Genomic DNA, 18,491 nt, shown 5'->3' with positions numbered 1-18,491 from the left:
CAGCTCCCTACTTTCCCAAACGCTGGTCCCCTGCGGCCAGCCCCTGCCGCAAAGGCAATTCGCGGGGTTCGCTCGGACCCTCCTCGCCTTCGATCCACCAGGCCCGCCAAGGGTTCTGCTCCAGGCCGGAGCGAATGAGCATCAACGTGGGTCCGAAACAGAGCTCCAGGTCAGTGGCCGACGGGATGGCGGGGCTGCTGGGGTGGCCATGGGCGGCGCCGATCACCTGCAGTTCTTTCTCCCTGGCCCAGCGTTGCGCCAGCAGTTGCTCCCTTGGGTCGAGCTGGAAGCGGTGATCCCGTTCCTGGGCGGGCTCCCAGCTGTTGCAGCAGGGCCAAACCCGATGCAGCTCCAAGGTTGTACCCCTGGTTTGCCCCAGCAACAGCGCGCATCCCTCCTCTGGAAACGCCGCCTGCAGAGTGCGCTCCAAAACGATCAGGCAATGACCATCAACGCGCAACTGGTCTGGCGCTTGGGTAGTCACCCGGATACCTTGTGTCGAGGTTTTAATCCAAGCCCATCCTGATGACCGACGAGAGCAACGATCTGAAGGAATCGGTGACACCCACTGCAGAAGAGGCCGCCGCCAACTTCACCGAGCGCTACACCGAAGTCCTGGGCAAGGTCAACGAGACCCTCGACAAGGTGGACTGGAACCAGATGGGCCGCATCGGCAAGGGCGTCGGTGTCCTGGTGATCGTCATCGTGGCCCAGGTGCTGATCAAGGGCGTTCTGGACACCATCAACCTGCTGCCGGTTGTTCCTGGTCTGCTGGAACTGCTGGGTTTGGTTGTGGTCGGTCAGTGGAGCTGGAAGAACCTGACCACCAGCGACAAGCGCACCGCCGTGATCAACAAGGTCCAGGGTCTGCGCAAGGAATACCTCGGCTGAATTCAGTTGGGTTCAGCTCTTCTCGGTGCCGTCAGTGCCACTCGCGCAGCAGCGCGGTGATGCTGGCGGCACTTTGCTGCCAGTAGCCCCCGCCAAAGAGGTTGGCGTGGTTGAGCAGGTGATACAGGTTGTAGAGCTCGACCCGCCGCCGGTGGCCTGCCTCTAAGGGCCATTCCTGCTCGTAGCCGGCGAAGAAGCTGCGGGGGAATCCGCCAAAGAGCTGCGCCATCGCGAGATCCACCTCCCTGTCTCCGCGGTAGACGGCGGGGTCAAAGATGCTGCCCCCGCCGGCCTGTAGCAGGGCGGCATTGCCGCTCCACAGGTCGCCGTGGACCAGGGCCGGCTCAGCGTGGTGCTCCGCCAGCCAAAGCGGGACCCGCTCCAGCAGCTCTTCGGCTCCATCGAGCGTCTTGCCCGACGCTGCCGCCCAGCGCAGTTGAGCTCCAAGGCGTTCTTCGGCAAAAAAGTGTCCCCAGCTCTCCCCCCAGCGGTTGGTCTGGGGACCGGAGCCGATGAAGTTGTCGCGCTCCCAGCCGAAGCGTCCGTCATGGCCCTGCAGGCTGCCGCGGTGCATCCGGGCCAGTCCCGCTCCAAGGGCCCCCCAGGCTTGGGCTGAATCGGTCGGGGTCCCGAGTTCCAGCCAATTCAGCAGCAGAACGGCCTCGGGCCCCGCGAGGCCCAGGCCGGAGGGCTGCGGAATGGCAAGCCTTGAACCGCCCAGCTCAACGGCCTGCGCCAGGGCCTCGAGACCCTGGGCTTCGGCCTCGAGCACCGGCAGGAGTGCAGCGCGGTTGGTTTTGGCGAAGAGCGTTTGGCCATTGGCCAGGGTCAATCGCCAGGCGCTGTGGATGCAGCCACCGCCGACCGCCGAGCGGCTGAGCAGGCGCGCTCCCGTGGTGGCCTCGATCCAGTCGGAGAAGGCCTGCGGGCTGGACACGACGCGGTGGAGGCAGGGGCGCTGCCAGCATGCCGCGATGGTCAAATCCTGTGATGTCGCAGTGGTTGGGGGAGGCATCGCGGGCCTGACCGCAGGCGCCCTGTTGGCCGCTGAGGGTCTGCAGGTGGACTTGCTGGAAGCCCACAGCCAGACCGGGGGCTGCGCGGGAACCTTTCGCCGCGGTCCCTACACCTTTGATGTCGGGGCGACCCAGGTCGCGGGCTTTGAACCGGGGGGCATTCATCAGCGCCTGATGGCCCATTTCGGTGCCCCGCTCCCCGCGGCCACACCCCTTGATCCCGGCTGCAGCGTCCAGCTCCGCGCCGCTGAAGCCCCGGTTCAGCTCTGGCGGGATCCCGAGTCTTGGCGTCTGGAGCGCCAACGCCAATTCCCCGGAAGCGAACGCTTCTGGGCCCTCTGCGCTCTGCTGCACCGCAGCAATTGGACCTTTGCGGCCAAGGATCCGGTGCTGCCGCCGCGCACCCTCTGGGATCTGCGCCAGCTGCTGGGGGCGATGGGGGCCGGCACCTTGGCCAGTGGCCTGTTCACGACCGCAACGGTGGCGGACCTGCTGGTCCTGACCGGTTGCGGCGCGGACCAGCGCCTGCGTCGCTTTCTTGATCTCCAGCTGCGCCTCTATTCCCAAGAGCCGGCTGATCGCACGGCGGCGCTCTACGGGGCCACGGTGTTGGCCATGGCCCAGGAACCGCTGGGGCTTTGGCATCTCCACGGGTCGATGCAGCAGCTCTGCACGGCCCTCGAGCAGGTGCTCGCGGCCAAGGGCGGTCGTTTGCGTCTGCGCCACCGCGTCAGTGCGATGCGTCCAGGGGCCAGCGGCTGGCAGCTCAGCGGCGAGGGGCCGGCCCAGAAGTCTTTTGCCCTCCAGGCGAACGATGTCGTCTGTGCGCTGCCGCCCCAGACCCTGCCCGAGCTCCTGGGAGAGGCGCTGCCGGCGGCCTATGGCCGGCGCATCGCCAGCTTCCCGGACCCCTCCGGGGCGTTGGTGCTCTATGCCGCGGTGAATCGCGAGCGGCTGTCGCCGGCCCTCGGCCTGCATGCCCAGTTGGATTGGCAGGACCCCGGCAGCGTCTTCCTCTCCTTCAGCGCCGAGGGCGATGGACGGGCCCCGGCCGGTCAGGCGACCGTGATCGCCAGTGTCTTTACCCCTGCCAAGCCCTGGTTCGGCTTGCCGGAGCCGGAGTACCAGCAGCGCAAGCAGCAGGCGCTGGCTGGGATTCAGGCGGCGCTCGAGGCGTTCTTGGGACTGAAGCCCGAGCACTACCGCCACGCCGAATTGGCGACGCCGCGCGGTTTTGCCGGTTGGACGGGGCGGCCCTTTGGTTTTGTGGGTGGTTTGGGGCAGCACCCCAGCCGCTTTGGTCCCTTTGGGTTGGCCAGCCGCAGCCCCCTCAGCGGACTCTGGCTCTGTGGTGATGCGATCTATCCGGGTGAGGGCACCGCGGGGGTGAGCCTCTCGGCCCTCATGGCCTGCCGGCAGCTCCTGCAAAGCCATGGGCGCTCCTTGGATCTGAAGGCCTAGAGGAATTCAGGCCGCAGGGCTTGGCAGCGGCTCAGTTGCTGATGCAGGGCCTCCCACTGCTCCTCCACCACCAGGCCTTGCAGCGCTCCCAGTTGCCGTTGGTACTGCTCCAGGGCCGCGAGGACGGCGCTGCGGTTGGTGCGGGCCATCAAGGTGCCCAGTTCCGGGTTGCCGCCGCCGATGCGGCTCGTGTCGGCAAAGCCACTGGAGGCCAGGGCCCGCACGAGGCTCTCGGCCTGAACCGCGCTGCCCCCCTGATCGGCGCTTTTCAGCAGGGCAGCACTGACGAGAACGGGCATGTGGGAGATCAGGGCGACGGCCTGGTCATGGGCCGCGGCTGGGCATTCCAGCCAGTGGGCGCCGACGGCTTCAGCTAAGGCCCGGACCGAGGCCAGGGCGTCTGAATCGGTCCCCGCCGTGGGGGTGGCGACCCAAGGGCGGCCCTGAAAGAGGCCGCTGAGCCCGGCTTCGACGCCGGCTTGGGCGGTGCCTGCCATCGGATGGCTGGGCAGGAAACGCCGGTGGAGCTTGTCCCAGCGCTCCTGGATGGGCTGTTTGACCGAGCCCACATCGGTGATCACGGCGTTCGCAGGCAAGGCCGCCACCAGGGCGGGGTCCGGATCCAGCAGGCGATCGAGGGGCAGGGCCAGGATCACGAGGCCGCAGTCCTCGAGCACGGCCGGGTCGGTCTCGATCCGCTGGGCCAGCCCCCGTTCCCGCGCCCGTTCGGCCGTGCGGGCGCGATGTACCAGGGCTCGCACCTCGAGGCCCTCGGCCTGCAGATCAAGCCCCAGGGATCCGCCGATCAACCCCAGGCCCACGATCCCGATGGGTCGCTCGCGCCAGTGGGTTGTCATCGCTGAACAGGTGTCTCGTCCCAGCTTCCTACGATTCGCGGATGTTGGAAGCCAAGGCCCACCAACAGCTCAAGGCGCTCCTCCGTCAGGAGGGGGAAACCCGCTGGCCCCACCACCTGACCCTGAGCCGGCTGGTGGCCCGCAGCTTGCGCCGCTCGGACCAGACCTTGGTGCGTCTGGCCCCCGGCAGTGACCCCAGCTGGCTGCTGGGCCTTTTGGTGCCCTTGGCCTTGCACAACAGCCCCGTGGCGCTGGTCGTCAGCCCCGCCCTGCGCCAGCGCTTGTTGACGGTGGAATTGCCGCGGCTGCAGGCCGTCGGCTTGAACCTGCCCTGCTGGGAAGGGGCCACGGCTCCCGGGGCCGCGCCCCTGTGGTTGCTGCAACATGACGCCTTGGTGGCGGCCTGGCAGAGCGGGCACTTGGAGGGCCGCCAGTTAGTCGTCCCGGAGGGGGAGCTGCTGCAACCGCTGCTGCGCCAGGCCCTGGAGGTGGTGATCGACACCGGCCACTGGGAGCAATTGCGCCGAAGCCTCCCCGCGGCCGCCTCCAGTTTGTTGCAGCTGCATGAGCGACTCAGTCGCCGGGTGCTGGCGCGTCCGTGCGGCCCCCAGCAACGGGTGCCCATCACCCCAGAGGACGAGGCGCCCCTGCGGCAGCTGCTGGGGGTGTTAGCCCCACTCCCCGAGCCCTGGCCCGACTGGCTGAAGACCGCAGGAGCGGACTGGACGAGTTGGGCGTCGGTCAACCCAACGCTGCTGCAGTGGACCCTGCATCGCCAGCCCCTGGATCCCTGCGCGGTGATGACAGGGCTCTTGAGTGGTCGCGGCGTGGTGGTGGTGGGCCCTTGGCCGCAGCCCGCCTCCCCTGGGCTTGGCTTCACGCCCCAGGTGGAGGTGAGCCTGGCGGATCCGCCCCTGCTGGATCCCCTGCCCCTCTTTGCGCCCCAGGGGCAGGCGCTGCCGAACGCCCCCCACTACCCCAGTCACCTGCTGGATCAGTGCCGCCGCTTGGTCTTGGGCCAGGCCGGCCTCACCGTGGTGTTGCTGGATGACGAGGGCCTGAGGCTGGGGCTGACCAGCGCCTTGGCGGCTGAATTCGGTAGTCGGGTGGGCCATGAGCTCACCGCGCCTGAGGCCAATGGCGTGATCTGCTGCAGCTGGAGCTGGTGGCTGGAGCATCAACAGCGGCTGCCCCTGCCCTGTCAGTTGGTGGCGGCCACCCTGCCCATCTCCAGCCTGGAGGATCCACTCACGGCGGCGCGGGTTGCGGCGCTCAGGCTGGAGGGCCGCGATTGGTTCCGGGAACTGCTGTTGCCGGAAGCCCTTGGACGTCTGCAGCGCTCGATCGCGGGTCTGCGCCGCAACGGCGGTCGCTTGGCGGTGCTGGATGGGCGCTTGAAGCGGCGCGGTTGGGGCCGTCAGGTGCTCGAGGCCCTGGAGCCCTGGGTGGCGCTCACCCGTTTGTTGCCCAACCCCTAATGGGCCCAGTGCCCGTAGCCTGGCCCCGCCGCGCAGCACAGCAGCAATGGGAGAGGCCAAGCGTCGCTCGGAACAGGGCCTGCCCCCCCGGGAGAAGAAGGCCCAAAAGGCCAAGGACACCTCGCCCCGCATTGCCCCTTGGCTGCCCCTGACCCAGCGTCAAGGTGAGCAATTCGTCTCGGTCACCACGCGCGGTGCCTGGATTGGTATCGGTGCCTTGGTGGTGTTTTGGTTGACCGTGCGCTTTTTGGGTCCTGCCCTGGGCTGGTGGACGCTGGCCGACGGCTAATTGTCAGGAGGCGAACTCTTTCGTTCGCGCAAATCTGAAGAAAAGATTAGGATCGTTCAAATCGTTAATTGGAGCGGTCATGTTCGCTCGTCTGGCTGAGCAGTACCGATCGGTTGTTGAAGACCTGGTGATGAGCCTGCGCGCTCTTGCCGATGGCCTGCAGCGCCAAGGAATCGCCGCCACTTGTTATGTCTGCGGTGACGGCCAAGACGGTCAGGGCGCTTCGTTTGTCGCCAGCCTTGGCGATCAGCACATGGTCCGCTTTTTGGTCTCGGACTTCGGGATCAGCTGGGTCGAGTCCCGCAATGGCCACGAGCTGGTCAAGTTGGAGGGAGCCGAAGCCATCCAAGAGCTCGAGCGCCTGAGTGCGAATCTCCGCGCTCTGGCCCAGCCTGCAGCGGCAGCCGAAGTTCAGGTCTCCTGATTCCGCTCAGGATCTCGAAGCGTTTCCAGCAAAAAGCCCCCGGGTGATCCACCCTGGGGCTTTCTTGTGCCTGCAGCGGCTCAGCTGGCGGCAGGCAGGGCCTGCTCTTTGCTGCTGCTGGCGCTGCCGGAGGCGGCCAACTTGGCGGCTGCAGTGGCGACGGGCTTCAGCGAGTCGGTGGTCTCGCTGAGTTTCTGGCGCACCTTCACCTCGATCGCTTCTTTTTCGGTGCTGTTTTGCTCGAGCCAGGTGATCGTGTTGTCGCGGCCTTGGCCGATGTTGTCGCCCTCGTAGCTGTACCAAGCGCCTTTGCGTACGACGACGCCGTGTTCTTCGGCGAGGTCCAGAAGGCAGCCAACTGTGCTGATTCCGCGGCCAAACAGGATGTCGAATTCGGCAATGCGGAAGGGCGGAGCCACCTTGTTCTTGGCCACCTTCACCTTCGCGCGAATGCCGAATTCTTCGGTGCCGCGCTTGAGGGTCTGAATGCGTCGGATGTCCAGGCGCACGGAGGCGTAGAACTTCAGGGCGTTACCACCGGTGGTGGTTTCGGGGTTGCCGTAGGTCACGCCAATCTTTTGACGCAACTGGTTCAAGAAGATCACGGTGCAACCGGACTTGCCGATGTTGCCGGTGATCTTGCGCATTGCCTGGCTCATCAGGCGGGCCTGGCTGCCGACGGCGAGGTCGCCCATTTCGCCCTCGATTTCTGAGCGAGGGGTGAGGGCGGCCACGGAGTCCACCACGACGATGTCAACGGCGGCGGAGCGCACCAGTTGGTCGACGATTTCCAGGGCCATCTCGCCGGTGTCCGGCTGGGAGACCAGCAGGTTTTCGATGTCGACCCCAAGGGCCGCGGCATAGACCGGGTCCAGGGCGTGCTCAGCGTCGACGAAGGCCGCCACGCCGCCGCGGCGCTGCACTTCGGCAATGGCGTGCAGGGTGAGGGTTGTTTTGCCCGAGCTCTCCGGGCCGTAGACCTCAACGACCCGTCCTTTGGGATAGCCGCCGCCGAGGGCGAGGTCGAGGGTGAGGGCGCCGGTGGGGGTGGTCTCGATCCGCATGCGCGAGGCATCCCCCAGGCGCATGATCGAGCCCTTGCCAAAGTTGCGCTCGATTTGGTTCAGCACCAGGCCAAGGGCCTTGTCCCGCTCAGGGCTGGAGGCGCTGGTGCTCTTGTCGTCGGCAGGCATATTGCGAAAGGGTTGAAGGAGCGGCCGCGCAGCGGGTGGGCCAGTTCGGTGGAGCCATCCTGGGCGACCTCTAAGAAAGAAGTGCCACCCCAGGCGCCAGGTGTTTCACCGGAGCGAACCCTGACTGGTAGTACAGGCGTACCCTAGCGGGTCAGGGCCAGTCCGCCAAGGGCTGCTGGAACTGCGTCGGCTCCAGCAGTTGGATGCCGTTCGGCAGCTCCTGCCGGTCTTGGGGGCCCAGGTAGCCCCAGGAGACGAGGAAGCAGCGCACCGCGTCCAGGCCCGGGGTCAGGCGAACGGTTTCCAGGGTGATCCTGCGGTCTTCGACGAACCAGAGGGGGCGTCCTTGTTCCTTGAGCCGCAGTAGGACCTCTGGCTTGCTGCCGTGCTCGTGGCCGTAGACCGCCTGGGGCTGTAGGCCGTAGCCGCTGAGGAGCTCACGGGCAAAGGCTCCGCCTTTGGTGGTCAGCACCAGCCAGGGGCTGCCTTCGGCCTCGAGGGCGCGCAGGCGCTCGGGGATGCCTGGATAGGGGCTGTGCAGGGCTCGCCAAGCCGCGGGGTCCGCTTGGATGGCGTCGCTGCGCAGGTCCTCGAGGGCGCTTTGCAGTTGGTCTGGGGAAAAGCCCCAGCGCTCGCGCGCGGCTTGCGTGTGGCCGTCGTAGTTGCTGAGGTAGTGCGCGACATCCAGGTCGCTTCGGGAGAGTTCGAGGGCCACGAGGACCATCTCCCAACCCTTGTGAATCAGCGGCCGCAGCGCGGCAAACGCGTCCGGGGCCAGCTCCGGCAGCTGACAGCTGGGGGCCAGGAAGAGCGCGGCCCGGCGAGCGCAACACCAGTACTCGCGCATCCCGTCCACGAGGACGCCGTCAAAATCAAAAACCAGCAGTGGTTGGAGGCTCATGACGCTCCAAAGCCCTTGCAGTGGCTTGGATCTTTAAAACTGGGCCGCTAGGATTCGAACCTAGGAATGGCGGGACCAAAACCCGCTGCCTTACCACTTGGCGACGGCCCAACGCGCTGCTTGAGAACCCCCAGGAACTGGTGGTGTCAGGAGCACTCAGATAGTTACCCACAACGGGTCGACCTTCGTCAATCTCGCTGGGCCATCTCGGCCCTCTGGCTCAGCGCGGGAACAGCCTGAGGCGCTGCTGGCTGCCGCTGCCGAACTCCGCTGAAGTCAGTTGGTAGCGGGCCGCCAGTTCCGCTTGCATCTTTCGGATGGCTTCCGTTCGGGGCAGCAATTCCACCGGTTGCCCCTGGGGGAGGACGACCTGTTCAACGGCCAGCCGGCATTCTTCGAGGGCTTCGAAGGCGTCGTCCCTGTGGCTACTCCCGGGTGCGGGTTCCGTTGCGGCGCCGCCCCCCGGGCGATCGTCACGGCGCTGCAGCAAGCGCTCCAGTCCGCGCTGAATCTGCGGAAGGGTGTCGGCTTTGATCACGAGGATTGGCAGGCCCGCGTCCTGGGCGCGCCGGCGCAGCTCAGGGCGGTGCCCCAGCTGTTGCCTAGCGGCCAGAACCACATCGGCTTCCTCGACTTCCTCCACGAGTTGCACAGGCAGGCGTCGGCCGCGGATCGCCTGCTCGATCAAGGGCTCGCTGAGCCCCGCGTTGAAGAGATGCAGGGGTTGTTCTGGGACCGCTGCCTTGGGTGTTTTGCTTGCCTCCGGGTCCGGCAGGGGGCGCCGGGCGAGGGGCGGCTGGCTGGAGACCCCACTGGAAACCACTGAGGCGTCCTGCAGGCGCCGCAGTGGTGGTGGTTTGGGGCTGCTGCTGGCGTGCGCCACCGGTTCGCTGAGCTGCAGTCGCCCCTCGGCATCGAGTTGCCGGACCTGGGGACGCGGCAGTTGACCCCGCAGCAGTAGATCCACCGTGCGGGCGACATCGCGGTGCACCAGCCAGCGGTCGCGGCTGTGCATTTCCACGGCCAGGGGGAAGGTCGGTTCCGCGGCCCGTTCAAGAACGGTCTTTTGGGTGCGGCGGCGGCGGGCTTCCTCATCGCCCAGGGTGACCGACTCGATGCCGCCCACCAGGTCGCTGAGGGTAGGGTTCTTGACCAGATTGGCTAGCTCATTGCCGTGGGCGGTCGCCACCAACATCACGCCCCGCTCGGCAATGGTGCGCGCTGCCTGGGCCTCCAGTTCGGTCCCGATCTCATCGATGACGATGACCTCGGGCATGTGGTTTTCGACGGCCTCGATCATCACCTGGTGCTGCAGCTCAGGCCGGGTCACCTGCATCCGTCGCGCCCGTCCGATCGCGGGGTGCGGGATGTCCCCATCCCCAGCGATCTCGTTGCTGGTGTCGATCACCACGACCCGTTTCTCCAGCTCATCCGCGAGAACACGGGCGATTTCGCGCAGGGCGGTCGTCTTGCCGACCCCTGGGCGTCCCATCAGCAGGAGGGACTGACCGCAATCCATCAGGTCGCGCACCATGGCCACGGTGCCGAAGACCGCCCGCCCGACCCGGCAGGTCAGTCCAACGACATCGCCGCTGCGGTTGCGAATGGCGCTGATGCGGTGCAGGGTCCGCTCAATCCCAGCGCGGTTGTCGCCTCCAAAGGAGCTGAGTTGGGCGACAACGGCGGCCAGGTCACTGCGTTCCATGGGGGCTTCCCCGAGGGCGACGGCGCGTCCCGGGTAGCGGGCCTCGGGGATCCGGCCCAGATCCAGCACGACCTCGAGCAGCTGGTCGCGGGCCTCCGCCGGAGCCAGGGCCCCTCGGACCGCCTCGGGAAGGACCTCGAGCAGTCGATCGAGGTCGTCGGTGATGCGTTGCGGGCTTGAAGCCATGGGGGCGTTCTAGCGATTAGCGCTCGAGCCAGGGTTGGATTAAAGCCCTCACGCTCCGGCTGGCGACCGCTTCGAGGGCCGGGATCTCCCGGAGCGGTTGGCCGCGCTCCTCCGCGTCCTGCAGCCAGGGTTGCAGCAGGCTGCGGGCCATGCCGCCAAACGCCACCCCAGCGGCTCGGGCGTGGGGCGGCAGCAGCGCAATGGTTTTGGCGTTGGTTCCTCCCGCCAGTTGCAGCGGGCCTGGCGGCGCCCAGGGGGTGATCGCCTCCAGCAACTTCACGGCGGAGCGAGCCGTTCCCGCTCCGACATCACCGCTCATGGGCCGGCCATCGATCTGCCAGAGCGGCCGGTAGCCCGCCCGGCGCAGGGCGTAAAAGCGAAGCCAGAGTTCTGCGGCGAGCTCCTGCGGGCTGAGGGCTGGGGCCTGCTCGCTGCCGGCGCCCCGCTCGAGCCCGCAGCTGACCGCAACGCGCTGCAGCGGAATGCCGCTGGTCTTGAGCTGGTTAAGCCGCGCTTCAAAGGCCGTTTGCCGGCCCGCTTGGGTGTGGAGCTCCACCGCATCAGGGGCGATGGTCCGCAGCAGTTCCGGGACCGCTTCGGCATCGAGCCACTGTTGGTGGTCCTCAATCAGTCCCAAGGGGCAAGCGGGCAGGCAGCGGCCACAGCCGTAGCAGCGCTCGGTCAGGACGCCACCGTGGTCCTCAATGGCTAAGGCCGGGCAGACCTTTTGACAGGGCCTGGGGCAATCGCTGGGACAACGGCTGGGGTCAAAGCTCGCCTTGCGGAAGTGGGGGTCTGCCCCGTCGCTAAGGCTGACCATCAGCCAGGGCCGCTGGGCTCCCCGGGCGAGGGCCCAGTTCATCCCGCGCCTTGCGGCCTCCGCCACGCCGGTGTCGGCGGCAATGTCAATGCAGTGGACCCCTGCCGCGGTGTAGAGCGCGCAGAGGTCTTCAATGGACACCAGGTCCTGGTTGCCAGCTCCGCAAATCAACTTGACCCAGCGGCCGCTTTGAAGGGCCGCGTTTGGGCTCAAGCGGCTGCGGTCAGAACAGAGCTCAGGGGCTGCCAGCGCAGGGCACGGGCGCCGCCCATCTCGACCACGATCTTCAGCCGGGGTTCCCGTTCGGTCAGGTTGATCAGGGCCTGGAGTTCGCCGGTGGAGAGGACCTGGCCCTCCAGGAGCCAGAGCAGGACCGGGACCGTTCCCTCAAAGAGGTGACCCAGCTGCGGGGTCGCCATCTGCACCTCGCCAACGGCTGCGCCGCGACCGACGCTTTGGTGTCCAAGGTGGGGCGGACGGACGCCGTGGGACTGGAGCAGGAAGGCTTCGGGATCTCCGAGGCCACGGGCGGAGGTCAGCTGGGCGCGGTAGCCGGCGGCCCGCATCCGGCGGAGCAAGCGGGTTTCGGCGCCACCTTCTAACGGGGCATACAACGCGAGGGCACCCGCCCGCTCCAGCTCCTGGCGGAAACCGCGGCCGGTGAGCAGGAGGGGCATGGGGCGGATCAGCGCTTCGGGAAGTCTGGCAGCTGATCGCAGGGGAAGGGTGTTAAGCGCTGAGGTATGGTGTTCGCTTGTGCAATTGCAACTGTGCCCGTCCGCTAGCCGGGCCTCCAGGGCAATGCACAAGGTCGCCAGTGGTGGCGGCCTTCCCGGGCCCGTGTGGCTCTTATGAGTCGCCGGGATACTGCTCAACCTCGAAGTCGCCTCTGGCTCCTTCTTCTGAGCAAGTCCCAGCCCCCACTGATTCGAGTCGCTAGCTCCGCCGCATTGGTCCACTGCAGTTCCGGTTTAGCCGGAAATTTCAGCTCAATCGGTTACTTGCGTCACTCGATTCAGTAACGCCGCTCCCCGCGAGTGGTGGTCCAGCTGGCGTATCTCCCTCCTTATGTCCATCGGCATTCTTGGGAAGAAACTGGGCATGTCCCAGTTCTTCGACGACGAAGGCAGGGCCATCCCGGTCACCGTGATCGAGGCAGGTCCTTGCCGCATTACCCAACTCAAAACCGACAGCACCGACGGCTACACCGCCGTTCAGCTGGGCTTCGGTGATATCCGCGACAAGCTCGTCAGCAAGCCCGCCAAGGGCCACCTGGCTAAGTCGGGCGACGAGCTGCTGCGCCACCTCAAGGAATACCGCGTCGATACCGTCGACGGTCTGGAACTTGGTGGTGCCGTCACCGTGGCCGCCTTTGAGGCGGGCCAGAAGGTCGATGTGAGCGGCGACACCATTGGTCGTGGTTTCGCTGGTTACCAGAAGCGCCACGGCTTCAGCCGCGGCCCCATGACCCACGGTTCGAAGAACCACCGCGAGCCTGGTTCCACCGGCGCCGGTACGACCCCCGGCCGCGTGTACCCCGGCAAGCGCATGGCTGGTCGCTACGGCGGCAAGCAGATCACCACCCGCGGTCTCACCATCCTCAAAGTGGATGCTGAGCGCAACCTGCTCGTGGTGAAAGGCTCGGTTCCCGGCAAGCCCGGTGCCCTGCTGAACATCCTCCCCGCTAAGCGGGTGGGCGCCAAAGCCGCGAACTGAGGAGGACAGAGATGGCTAACTGTGTTGTTCGCGACTGGCAAGGCAAAGAGGCCGGCAAGGCCAGCCTTGACCTGAAAGTCGCTAAGGAAAGCTCCGCTAACGATCTGGTGCACCGCGCTGTGGTGCGTCAGCTCGCCAATGTCCGTCAGGGCACGGCCAGCACCCTCACCCGCGCTGAGGTGGCCGGCGGTGGCCGCAAGCCCTACAAGCAGAAGGGCACCGGTCGCGCCCGTCAGGGTTCGATCCGGACTCCCCTGCGTCCCGGTGGTGGTGTGGTGTTCGGGCCCAAGCCCCGCAGCTACACCATTGCGATGAACCGCAAGGAGCGTCGTCTGGCTCTGCGCACTGCGCTGATGAGCCGCGCCGCTGATATCACCGTGGTGAAGGGCTTTGCTTCGGGTCTCGAAACCCCGAAGACCAAAGAAATCACCGCTGCCCTGAGCCGCTTCGGTATCGCCGATGGCTCCAAGGTGCTGGTGGTGCTGGATGCCCCCAGCGAGGTGGTGCGCCGCTCCGTGCGCAACCTCGAAAAGGTGAAGCTGATCGCCGCTGATCAGCTCAACGTGTTCGACCTGCTCCACGCCAATTCCTTGGTGGTGAGCGAGGAAGCACTCGCGAAGATTCAGGAGGTCTACGGCGATGACTGAACGCTTTCAAGGTCGCCTGGCGGATGTGATCCGTCGGCCCCTGATTACTGAGAAGGCCACCCGCGCCATCGAGCTCAATCAGTACACCTTCGAGGTGGACCATCGGGCCGCTAAGCCCGACATCAAGGCTGCCGTTGAGCAACTGTTCGACGTCAAAGTCGTTGGTGTGAGCACCATGAACCCCCCTCGCCGCGCCCGCCGCGTGGGCCGATTCGCCGGCAAGCGTGCCCAGGTGAAGAAGGCTGTGGTTCGCCTTGCCGATGGCAATGCCATCCAGCTGTTCCCTGAAGCCTGAGGGGTCTGAAGAACTATGGGAATCCGTAAGTACCGCCCCATCACCCCCGGCACCCGTACCCGTGTCGCCAGCGATTTCGCTGAAGTCACCGGTCGCGGTCGTGAACGGGGCCTGGTGGTGGCCAAGCACCAACGCAAAGGTCGCAACAACCGTGGTGTGATCACCTGCCGCCATCGCGGCGGTGGCCACAAGCGCCTCTATCGCCTCGTTGACTTCCGCCGCAACAAGCACGGCGTGGTCGCGAAGGTGGCAGCGATCCACTACGACCCCCACCGCAACGCCCGCCTGGCCTTGCTCTTCTACGCCGATGGCGAGAAGCGCTACATCCTGGCTCCGGCTGGCGTGACCGTGGGCTCCACCGTGGTTTCCGGACCCGATGCCCCGATCGAGACCGGCAACGCCCTGCCCCTCTCGGCGATCCCCCTGGGCTCCAGCGTTCACTGCGTTGAGCTCTACGCCGGTCGCGGCGGCCAGATGGTTCGTACCGCTGGTGCCAGCGCCCAGGTGATGGCCAAAGAAGGTGACTACGTCGCCCTCAAGCTGCCCTCCACCGAGGTGCGCCTGGTGCGCCGTGAGTGCTACGCCACCATCGGCGAAGTGGGCAACTCCGAGGTTCGTAACACCAGCCTCGGTAAGGCCGGCCGTCGCCGCTGGCTGGGTCGTCGCCCTCAGGTCCGAGGCAGCGTGATGAACCCCTGCGATCACCCCCACGGTGGTGGCGAGGGCCGCGCTCCGATCGGCCGTTCTGGCCCTGTCACCCCTTGGGGCAAGCCTGCTCTGGGCCTCAAGACCCGCAAGCGGAACAAACCCAGCAATCGGTTTGTGCTCCGGAAACGTCGCCGCACCTCCAAGCGGAGCCGTGGCGGACGCGATTCCTGATCAACCTCACCGCTTTGCTGTTCGTTTAAACCGCTATGGGACGTTCACTCAAAAAAGGTCCGTTCATTGCCGACAGCCTTCTGCGCAAGGTTGAGAAGCAGAACGCCGCCGACGACAAGTCCGTGATCAAGACCTGGTCACGTGCTTCCACGATCCTGCCGATGATGATCGGCCACACCATTGCCGTTCACAACGGCAAGGCCCATGTGCCCGTCTATGTGACTGAGCAGATGGTGGGCCACAAGCTGGGGGAATTTGCGCCGACGCGCAACTTCCGCGGCCACATCAAGGACAAGAAAGGAGGCCGCTGAGGACATGGCAAACACCTCATCCACGACAGCTCAGGCACACGGCCGCTACATCCGCGGCTCCGTGTCCAAGGTTCGCCGGGTTCTCGATCAGATCCGCGGTCGCAGCTATCGCGACGCGCTGATCATGCTCGAGTTCATGCCCTACCGCTCCACGGGTCCGATCACCAAGGTCCTGCGCAGCGCCGTAGCCAACGCCGAGCACAACCTGGGTCTCGATCCCGCTTCCCTCGTGATCTCCTCCGCCACGGCGGACATGGGTCCGGTGATGAAGCGCTATCGCCCCCGTGCCCAGGGTCGCGCCTACGCGATCCAGAAAAAGACCTGCCACATCAGCATTGCTGTGGCTCCTGCCGCCTGACCCCCGAGGACACCGATCGATGGGACACAAGATCCATCCAACCGGCTTGCGCCTGGGGATCACCCAGGAACACCGGTCCCGCTGGTACGCCCCCAGCAAGACCTATCCGTCTCTCCTGAAGGAAGACGATCAGATCCGTAAGTTCATCCACAAGAAGTACGGCGCCGCTGGCATCAGCGACGTTGTGATCGCCCGTAAGGCCGATCAGCTCGAGGTTGAACTCAAAACTGCCCGCCCCGGCGTTCTCGTCGGCCGCCAGGGCAGCGGTATCGAAGAGCTGCGCAGCGGCATCCAGAAGACCATCGGTGACTCCGCCCGTCAGGTGCGGATCAACGTGGTTGAAGTAGAGCGCGTTGACGCGGACGCTTTCCTGCTGGCTGAGTACATCGCTCAACAGCTCGAGAAGCGCGTTGCTTTCCGTCGCGTCATGCGTATGGCCATCCAGCGCGCTCAGCGCGCCGGTGTCCTGGGCATGAAGCTTCAGGTCAGCGGCCGCCTCAACGGTGCAGAAATTGCCCGTACCGAGTGGAGCCGTGAAGGTCGGGTGCCCCTGCACACCCTCCGCGCCGACATCGACTACGCAACCAAAGTGGCCACCACTACCTACGGGGTGCTGGGCATCAAGGTTTGGGTCTTCAAAGGCGAAGTGCTTCCCGGCAGCCAGGACAAAGTGCCCGTGGGTGCAAGTCCGAAGCGCCGCGCTAGCCGTCGGCCCCAACAGTTCGAAGACCGTTCGAACGAAGAGTGATCAGGAGGCCTGAACCATGCTGAGTCCAAGACGCGTCAAATTCCGTAAGCAGCAGCGCGGCCGCATGCGCGGTGTCGCCACCCGTGGCAACACCATCGCCTTCGGTGAGTTCGCTCTGCAGGCCCAAGAGTGCGGGTGGATCACCTCCCGTCAGATTGAGGCCAGCCGCCGTGCCATGACCCGCTACGTCAAGCGGGGCGGAAAGATCTGGATCCGGATCTTCCCCGACAAGCCGGTGACCATGCGCCCCGCTGAAACCCGTATGGGTTCCGGTAAGGGCAATCCGGAGTTCTGGGTGGCTGTGATCAAGCCCGGCCGCATCCTCTTTGAGATGGGCGGTGCCGACATCACCCCCGAGATCGCCAAAGAGGCCATGCGCCTGGCGCAGTACAAGCTGCCCGTGAAGACCAAGTTCCTGACCCTGGCGGATCAGGAAGCTGCCCAGGCTGCCGCCGCGGCCGCCACCACCGTGGAGTCCTGACCATGGCACGTCCCGACATCGCCGAGGTGCGCAAGCTTTCCGACGGCGACATCACCACGCAGATCGACGACACCCGTCGCGAACTGTTCACCCTTCGTTTCGAGCAGGCCACCCGCCGTCTCGAGAACCCGCACCGCTTCAAGGCCGCCCGCATCAAGCTGGCCCAGCTGCTGACGGTGCAAACGGAGCGCAAGAGCTCCGCCGCTTCCTGATCCCCTAAGTAACCGTTATGGCAACCAAGGAAAGGGTCGGCACCGTCGTCAGCGACAAGATGGATAAAACCGTGGTGGTGGCGGTGGAAAACCGCTTCCCCCACCCCATCTATCAAAAGACGGTGAGCCGCACCAAGCGCTACAAGGCGCACGATGAGGCCAACACCTGCAAGGTGGGTGACCGCGTCCGCATCACCGAAACCCGCCCCCTCAGCCGCACCAAGCGTTGGTCCGTGGCCGAGGTGCTGAACAACAGCAGCGCCAGCTGAGGAGAGCTCCCGATGATCCAACAGGAAACCTTCCTCAACGTCGCTGACAACAGCGGCGCCAAGCGCATCCAGTGCATCCGCGTGCTGGGCACCAACCGTCGCTACGCCCACGTGGGCGACGTGATCGTGGCCGCCGTCAAGGACGCCATGCCCAACATGGGCGTGAAAAAGTCCGACGTGGTCAAGGCTGTGGTGGTTCGCACCAAAGCCACCATGCGTCGCGTCAACGGCAACTCGATCCGTTTTGACGACAACGCTGCCGTGATCCTCGGCACTGACAACAACCCCAAGGGCACCCGCGTCTTCGGTCCTGTGGCTCGCGAACTGCGTGACCGCAATTTCACCAAGATCGTGTCCCTCGCTCCGGAGGTGATCTGAGATGGCGACTGCCACCCCTAAAGCCCAAGTTCAGGTGCGCACCAAGATGCGCATCAAGAAGGGCGACACCGTTCAGGTGATCAGCGGTAAGGACAAGGGCAAGACCGGTGAGGTCCTGCGCACCTTTCCCTATGAGAACCGTGTGGTCGTGCAGGGTATTAACCTCCGCACCCGCCACATGAAGCCCACCCAGGAAGGCGAAACCGGTCGCATCGTCACCGAAGAAGCCTCCCTGCACGCCTCCAACGTGATGCTGTATTCCACCGACAAAAAGGTGGCCAGCCGCGTGGAGACCGTGGTGGAGAAGGACGGCACCAAGAAGCGCCGCCTCAAGAAAACCGGCGAGATCCTCGACTGATCTCACTTACATCGACCTTGTCCGCCTTCTGACCAAGACCAGAAGCGCATCTCCTTTCCCCGTCATGTCCCTTAAACAGAACTATCGGGAGAAGATCCAGCCCAAGTTGCTTAAGGATCTCAGTCTCTCGAACATCCACGAAGTCCCCAAGGTGGTGAAAGTCACCGTCAACCGGGGCCTCGGCGAAGCCGCCGCCAATGCCAAGGCCCTCGAGGCCTCCATTGAGGAGCTGGCCACCATCACCGGTCAAAAGGTGGTTGTGACCCGCGCCAAGAAGGCCATCGCTGGCTTCAAGATCCGTCAGGGCATGCCGATTGGCGTGGCCGTCACCCTCCGTGGTGACCGCATGTATGCGTTCCTCGAGCGTCTCATCAACCTGGCTCTGCCCCGCATCCGCGACTTCCGCGGTGTGAGCGAGAAGAGCTTTGACGGTCGTGGCAACTACACCCTCGGGGTGAAGGAGCAGATCATTTTTCCCGAGATCTCGTTCGACAAGATCGATGCCATCCGGGGCATGGACATCACCATCGTGACCACTGCCCGTAACGACGAAGAGGGCCGGGCCCTCCTCCGCGAGATGGGAATGCCGTTCCGCAGCAACTGAGCCCTCTTCGGACC

At 65.7% G+C, this 18,491-nt stretch carries 26 protein-coding genes and 1 tRNA gene; 18 read left to right on the top strand and 9 right to left on the bottom strand.

The window, feature by feature from the left end:
- Window positions 1-7: 7 nt before the first annotated feature.
- Window positions 8-430: a M67 family metallopeptidase gene (locus tag H0O22_RS08175; RefSeq protein WP_255439229.1), complete on the bottom strand. Its 423-nt coding sequence runs from the start codon at window positions 428-430 to the stop codon at window positions 8-10.
- Window positions 431-525: 95 nt separating this feature from the next.
- Between H0O22_RS08175 and H0O22_RS08170 the strand changes: the two genes are divergently transcribed.
- Window positions 526-891, top strand: coding sequence for a CAAD domain-containing protein (locus tag H0O22_RS08170; protein ID WP_185186201.1), 366 nt, complete (start codon window positions 526-528; stop codon window positions 889-891).
- A gap of 31 nt (window positions 892-922) precedes the next feature.
- On the opposite strand, the gene H0O22_RS08165 is transcribed toward H0O22_RS08170, so the two are convergent.
- Window positions 923-1,828, bottom strand: a complete 906-nt coding sequence (locus H0O22_RS08165; RefSeq protein WP_255439228.1) for a fructosamine kinase family protein — start codon at window positions 1,826-1,828, stop codon at window positions 923-925.
- Between the two features lie 37 nt (window positions 1,829-1,865).
- Between H0O22_RS08165 and crtD the strand changes: the two genes are divergently transcribed.
- Window positions 1,866-3,368, top strand: coding sequence for a C-3',4' desaturase CrtD (gene crtD / locus H0O22_RS08160; protein ID WP_185186199.1), 1,503 nt, complete (start codon window positions 1,866-1,868; stop codon window positions 3,366-3,368).
- Here crtD and H0O22_RS08155 read toward each other — a convergent pair.
- On the bottom strand, window positions 3,365-4,225 hold the full coding sequence (locus tag H0O22_RS08155) for a prephenate/arogenate dehydrogenase (protein WP_185186198.1): 861 nt from the start codon (window positions 4,223-4,225) through the stop codon (window positions 3,365-3,367). The genes crtD and H0O22_RS08155 overlap by 4 nt on opposite strands.
- Window positions 4,226-4,266: 41 nt before the next feature.
- Between H0O22_RS08155 and H0O22_RS08150 the strand changes: the two genes are divergently transcribed.
- From H0O22_RS08150 to H0O22_RS08140, 3 genes are all read left to right on the top strand, one after another.
- Window positions 4,267-5,703, top strand: coding sequence for a helicase (locus H0O22_RS08150; RefSeq protein ID WP_185186197.1), 1,437 nt, complete (start codon window positions 4,267-4,269; stop codon window positions 5,701-5,703).
- A 46-nt stretch (window positions 5,704-5,749) separates the two neighbouring features.
- Entirely contained in the window at window positions 5,750-5,992 is a 243-nt protein-coding gene (locus H0O22_RS08145) for a DUF2839 domain-containing protein (RefSeq protein WP_185186196.1), read from the top strand.
- A 79-nt stretch (window positions 5,993-6,071) separates the two neighbouring features.
- The gene (locus H0O22_RS08140) at window positions 6,072-6,416 is read left to right on the top strand and encodes a DUF1815 family protein (protein WP_185186195.1); all 345 of its coding nucleotides are present in this window, start codon (window positions 6,072-6,074) and stop codon (window positions 6,414-6,416) included.
- A gap of 80 nt (window positions 6,417-6,496) precedes the next feature.
- Here H0O22_RS08140 and recA read toward each other — a convergent pair whose 3' ends face one another.
- The 6 genes from recA to H0O22_RS08110 all read right to left on the bottom strand — a co-directional run bounded on the left by recA (window position 6,497) and on the right by H0O22_RS08110 (window position 11,898).
- Complete coding sequence (gene recA, locus H0O22_RS08135) at window positions 6,497-7,609, bottom strand: recombinase RecA (protein ID WP_185186194.1); 1,113 nt, start codon at window positions 7,607-7,609, stop codon at window positions 6,497-6,499.
- 151 nt (window positions 7,610-7,760) lie between these two features.
- Window positions 7,761-8,510 (bottom strand): HAD family hydrolase, encoded by a 750-nt coding sequence (locus H0O22_RS08130; protein WP_185186193.1) that lies wholly within the window; start codon window positions 8,508-8,510, stop codon window positions 7,761-7,763.
- 39 nt (window positions 8,511-8,549) lie between these two features.
- Window positions 8,550-8,621, bottom strand: a tRNA-Gln gene (locus H0O22_RS08125).
- Between the two features lie 109 nt (window positions 8,622-8,730).
- Window positions 8,731-10,401, bottom strand: a complete 1,671-nt coding sequence (locus H0O22_RS08120) for an AAA family ATPase (RefSeq protein ID WP_185186192.1) — start codon at window positions 10,399-10,401, stop codon at window positions 8,731-8,733.
- Between the two features lie 16 nt (window positions 10,402-10,417).
- Entirely contained in the window at window positions 10,418-11,434 is a 1,017-nt protein-coding gene (locus H0O22_RS08115) for an LdpA C-terminal domain-containing domain (protein ID WP_185186191.1), read from the bottom strand.
- Window positions 11,431-11,898, bottom strand: a complete 468-nt coding sequence (locus H0O22_RS08110) for an NAD(P)H-quinone oxidoreductase subunit N (RefSeq protein ID WP_185186190.1) — start codon at window positions 11,896-11,898, stop codon at window positions 11,431-11,433. Before H0O22_RS08110 ends, H0O22_RS08115 begins: the two co-directional genes overlap by 4 nt.
- A gap of 391 nt (window positions 11,899-12,289) precedes the next feature.
- Between H0O22_RS08110 and rplC the strand changes: the two genes are divergently transcribed.
- The 13 genes from rplC (at window position 12,290) to rplE (ending at window position 18,477) form a co-directional block, all read left to right on the top strand.
- Window positions 12,290-12,937, top strand: coding sequence for a 50S ribosomal protein L3 (rplC, locus tag H0O22_RS08105; protein ID WP_185186189.1), 648 nt, complete (start codon window positions 12,290-12,292; stop codon window positions 12,935-12,937).
- A gap of 11 nt (window positions 12,938-12,948) precedes the next feature.
- Window positions 12,949-13,584, top strand: a complete 636-nt coding sequence (gene rplD / locus H0O22_RS08100) for a 50S ribosomal protein L4 (RefSeq protein ID WP_185186188.1) — start codon at window positions 12,949-12,951, stop codon at window positions 13,582-13,584.
- Window positions 13,577-13,879, top strand: coding sequence for a 50S ribosomal protein L23 (locus tag H0O22_RS08095; protein WP_185186187.1), 303 nt, complete (start codon window positions 13,577-13,579; stop codon window positions 13,877-13,879). The genes rplD and H0O22_RS08095 overlap by 8 nt, the downstream gene beginning before the upstream one ends.
- 15 nt (window positions 13,880-13,894) lie before the next feature.
- On the top strand, window positions 13,895-14,758 hold the full coding sequence (rplB, locus tag H0O22_RS08090; RefSeq protein ID WP_185186186.1) for a 50S ribosomal protein L2: 864 nt from the start codon (window positions 13,895-13,897) through the stop codon (window positions 14,756-14,758).
- Window positions 14,759-14,793: 35 nt separating this feature from the next.
- Window positions 14,794-15,069, top strand: coding sequence for a 30S ribosomal protein S19 (gene rpsS, locus H0O22_RS08085; RefSeq protein WP_010311665.1), 276 nt, complete (start codon window positions 14,794-14,796; stop codon window positions 15,067-15,069).
- A 4-nt stretch (window positions 15,070-15,073) separates the two neighbouring features.
- Window positions 15,074-15,427, top strand: a complete 354-nt coding sequence (rplV, locus tag H0O22_RS08080; protein WP_185186185.1) for a 50S ribosomal protein L22 — start codon at window positions 15,074-15,076, stop codon at window positions 15,425-15,427.
- 19 nt (window positions 15,428-15,446) lie between these two features.
- Window positions 15,447-16,175, top strand: coding sequence for a 30S ribosomal protein S3 (rpsC, locus tag H0O22_RS08075; RefSeq protein WP_185186184.1), 729 nt, complete (start codon window positions 15,447-15,449; stop codon window positions 16,173-16,175).
- Between the two features lie 16 nt (window positions 16,176-16,191).
- Window positions 16,192-16,656, top strand: a complete 465-nt coding sequence (gene rplP, locus H0O22_RS08070) for a 50S ribosomal protein L16 (RefSeq protein ID WP_185186183.1) — start codon at window positions 16,192-16,194, stop codon at window positions 16,654-16,656.
- A gap of 2 nt (window positions 16,657-16,658) precedes the next feature.
- Window positions 16,659-16,868, top strand: coding sequence for a 50S ribosomal protein L29 (rpmC, locus tag H0O22_RS08065; protein ID WP_010314946.1), 210 nt, complete (start codon window positions 16,659-16,661; stop codon window positions 16,866-16,868).
- A 17-nt stretch (window positions 16,869-16,885) separates the two neighbouring features.
- Complete coding sequence (gene rpsQ / locus H0O22_RS08060) at window positions 16,886-17,137, top strand: 30S ribosomal protein S17 (RefSeq protein ID WP_185186182.1); 252 nt, start codon at window positions 16,886-16,888, stop codon at window positions 17,135-17,137.
- A 12-nt stretch (window positions 17,138-17,149) separates the two neighbouring features.
- Window positions 17,150-17,515, top strand: a complete 366-nt coding sequence (rplN, locus tag H0O22_RS08055) for a 50S ribosomal protein L14 (protein ID WP_010314948.1) — start codon at window positions 17,150-17,152, stop codon at window positions 17,513-17,515.
- Between the two features lies 1 nt (window position 17,516).
- The gene (rplX, locus tag H0O22_RS08050) at window positions 17,517-17,873 is read left to right on the top strand and encodes a 50S ribosomal protein L24 (protein ID WP_185186181.1); all 357 of its coding nucleotides are present in this window, start codon (window positions 17,517-17,519) and stop codon (window positions 17,871-17,873) included.
- A 64-nt stretch (window positions 17,874-17,937) separates the two neighbouring features.
- Window positions 17,938-18,477 carry a 50S ribosomal protein L5 gene (rplE, locus tag H0O22_RS08045; protein WP_010314952.1) on the top strand — a complete coding sequence of 180 codons (540 nt, stop codon included), beginning with the start codon at window positions 17,938-17,940 and terminating at the stop codon, window positions 18,475-18,477.
- Window positions 18,478-18,491 lie beyond the last annotated feature (14 nt).

Source organism: Synechococcus sp. LTW-R (genome assembly GCF_014217875.1).
Taxonomy (GTDB): Bacteria; Cyanobacteriota; Cyanobacteriia; order PCC-6307; family Cyanobiaceae; genus Vulcanococcus.
Note: the sequence above shows the minus strand (reverse complement) of the source record. Positions and strands in the feature narration are given on the sequence as shown.

Coding starts and splice junctions, on each gene's coding strand:
- H0O22_RS08170 (WP_185186201.1), top strand. CDS start 526: ATGACCGACGAGAGCAACGATCTGAAGGAATCGGTGACACCCACTGCA.
- crtD (WP_185186199.1), top strand. CDS start 1,866: ATGGTCAAATCCTGTGATGTCGCAGTGGTTGGGGGAGGCATCGCGGGC.
- H0O22_RS08155 (WP_185186198.1), bottom strand. CDS start 4,225: ATGACAACCCACTGGCGCGAGCGACCCATCGGGATCGTGGGCCTGGGG.
- H0O22_RS08150 (WP_185186197.1), top strand. CDS start 4,267: ATGTTGGAAGCCAAGGCCCACCAACAGCTCAAGGCGCTCCTCCGTCAG.
- H0O22_RS08145 (WP_185186196.1), top strand. CDS start 5,750: ATGGGAGAGGCCAAGCGTCGCTCGGAACAGGGCCTGCCCCCCCGGGAG.
- H0O22_RS08140 (WP_185186195.1), top strand. CDS start 6,072: ATGTTCGCTCGTCTGGCTGAGCAGTACCGATCGGTTGTTGAAGACCTG.
- recA (WP_185186194.1), bottom strand. CDS start 7,609: ATGCCTGCCGACGACAAGAGCACCAGCGCCTCCAGCCCTGAGCGGGAC.
- H0O22_RS08130 (WP_185186193.1), bottom strand. CDS start 8,510: ATGAGCCTCCAACCACTGCTGGTTTTTGATTTTGACGGCGTCCTCGTG.
- H0O22_RS08120 (WP_185186192.1), bottom strand. CDS start 10,401: ATGGCTTCAAGCCCGCAACGCATCACCGACGACCTCGATCGACTGCTC.
- H0O22_RS08110 (WP_185186190.1), bottom strand. CDS start 11,898: ATGCCCCTCCTGCTCACCGGCCGCGGTTTCCGCCAGGAGCTGGAGCGG.
- rplC (WP_185186189.1), top strand. CDS start 12,290: ATGTCCATCGGCATTCTTGGGAAGAAACTGGGCATGTCCCAGTTCTTC.
- rplD (WP_185186188.1), top strand. CDS start 12,949: ATGGCTAACTGTGTTGTTCGCGACTGGCAAGGCAAAGAGGCCGGCAAG.
- H0O22_RS08095 (WP_185186187.1), top strand. CDS start 13,577: ATGACTGAACGCTTTCAAGGTCGCCTGGCGGATGTGATCCGTCGGCCC.
- rplB (WP_185186186.1), top strand. CDS start 13,895: ATGGGAATCCGTAAGTACCGCCCCATCACCCCCGGCACCCGTACCCGT.
- rpsS (WP_010311665.1), top strand. CDS start 14,794: ATGGGACGTTCACTCAAAAAAGGTCCGTTCATTGCCGACAGCCTTCTG.
- rplV (WP_185186185.1), top strand. CDS start 15,074: ATGGCAAACACCTCATCCACGACAGCTCAGGCACACGGCCGCTACATC.
- rpsC (WP_185186184.1), top strand. CDS start 15,447: ATGGGACACAAGATCCATCCAACCGGCTTGCGCCTGGGGATCACCCAG.
- rplP (WP_185186183.1), top strand. CDS start 16,192: ATGCTGAGTCCAAGACGCGTCAAATTCCGTAAGCAGCAGCGCGGCCGC.
- rpmC (WP_010314946.1), top strand. CDS start 16,659: ATGGCACGTCCCGACATCGCCGAGGTGCGCAAGCTTTCCGACGGCGAC.
- rpsQ (WP_185186182.1), top strand. CDS start 16,886: ATGGCAACCAAGGAAAGGGTCGGCACCGTCGTCAGCGACAAGATGGAT.
- rplN (WP_010314948.1), top strand. CDS start 17,150: ATGATCCAACAGGAAACCTTCCTCAACGTCGCTGACAACAGCGGCGCC.
- rplX (WP_185186181.1), top strand. CDS start 17,517: ATGGCGACTGCCACCCCTAAAGCCCAAGTTCAGGTGCGCACCAAGATG.
- rplE (WP_010314952.1), top strand. CDS start 17,938: ATGTCCCTTAAACAGAACTATCGGGAGAAGATCCAGCCCAAGTTGCTT.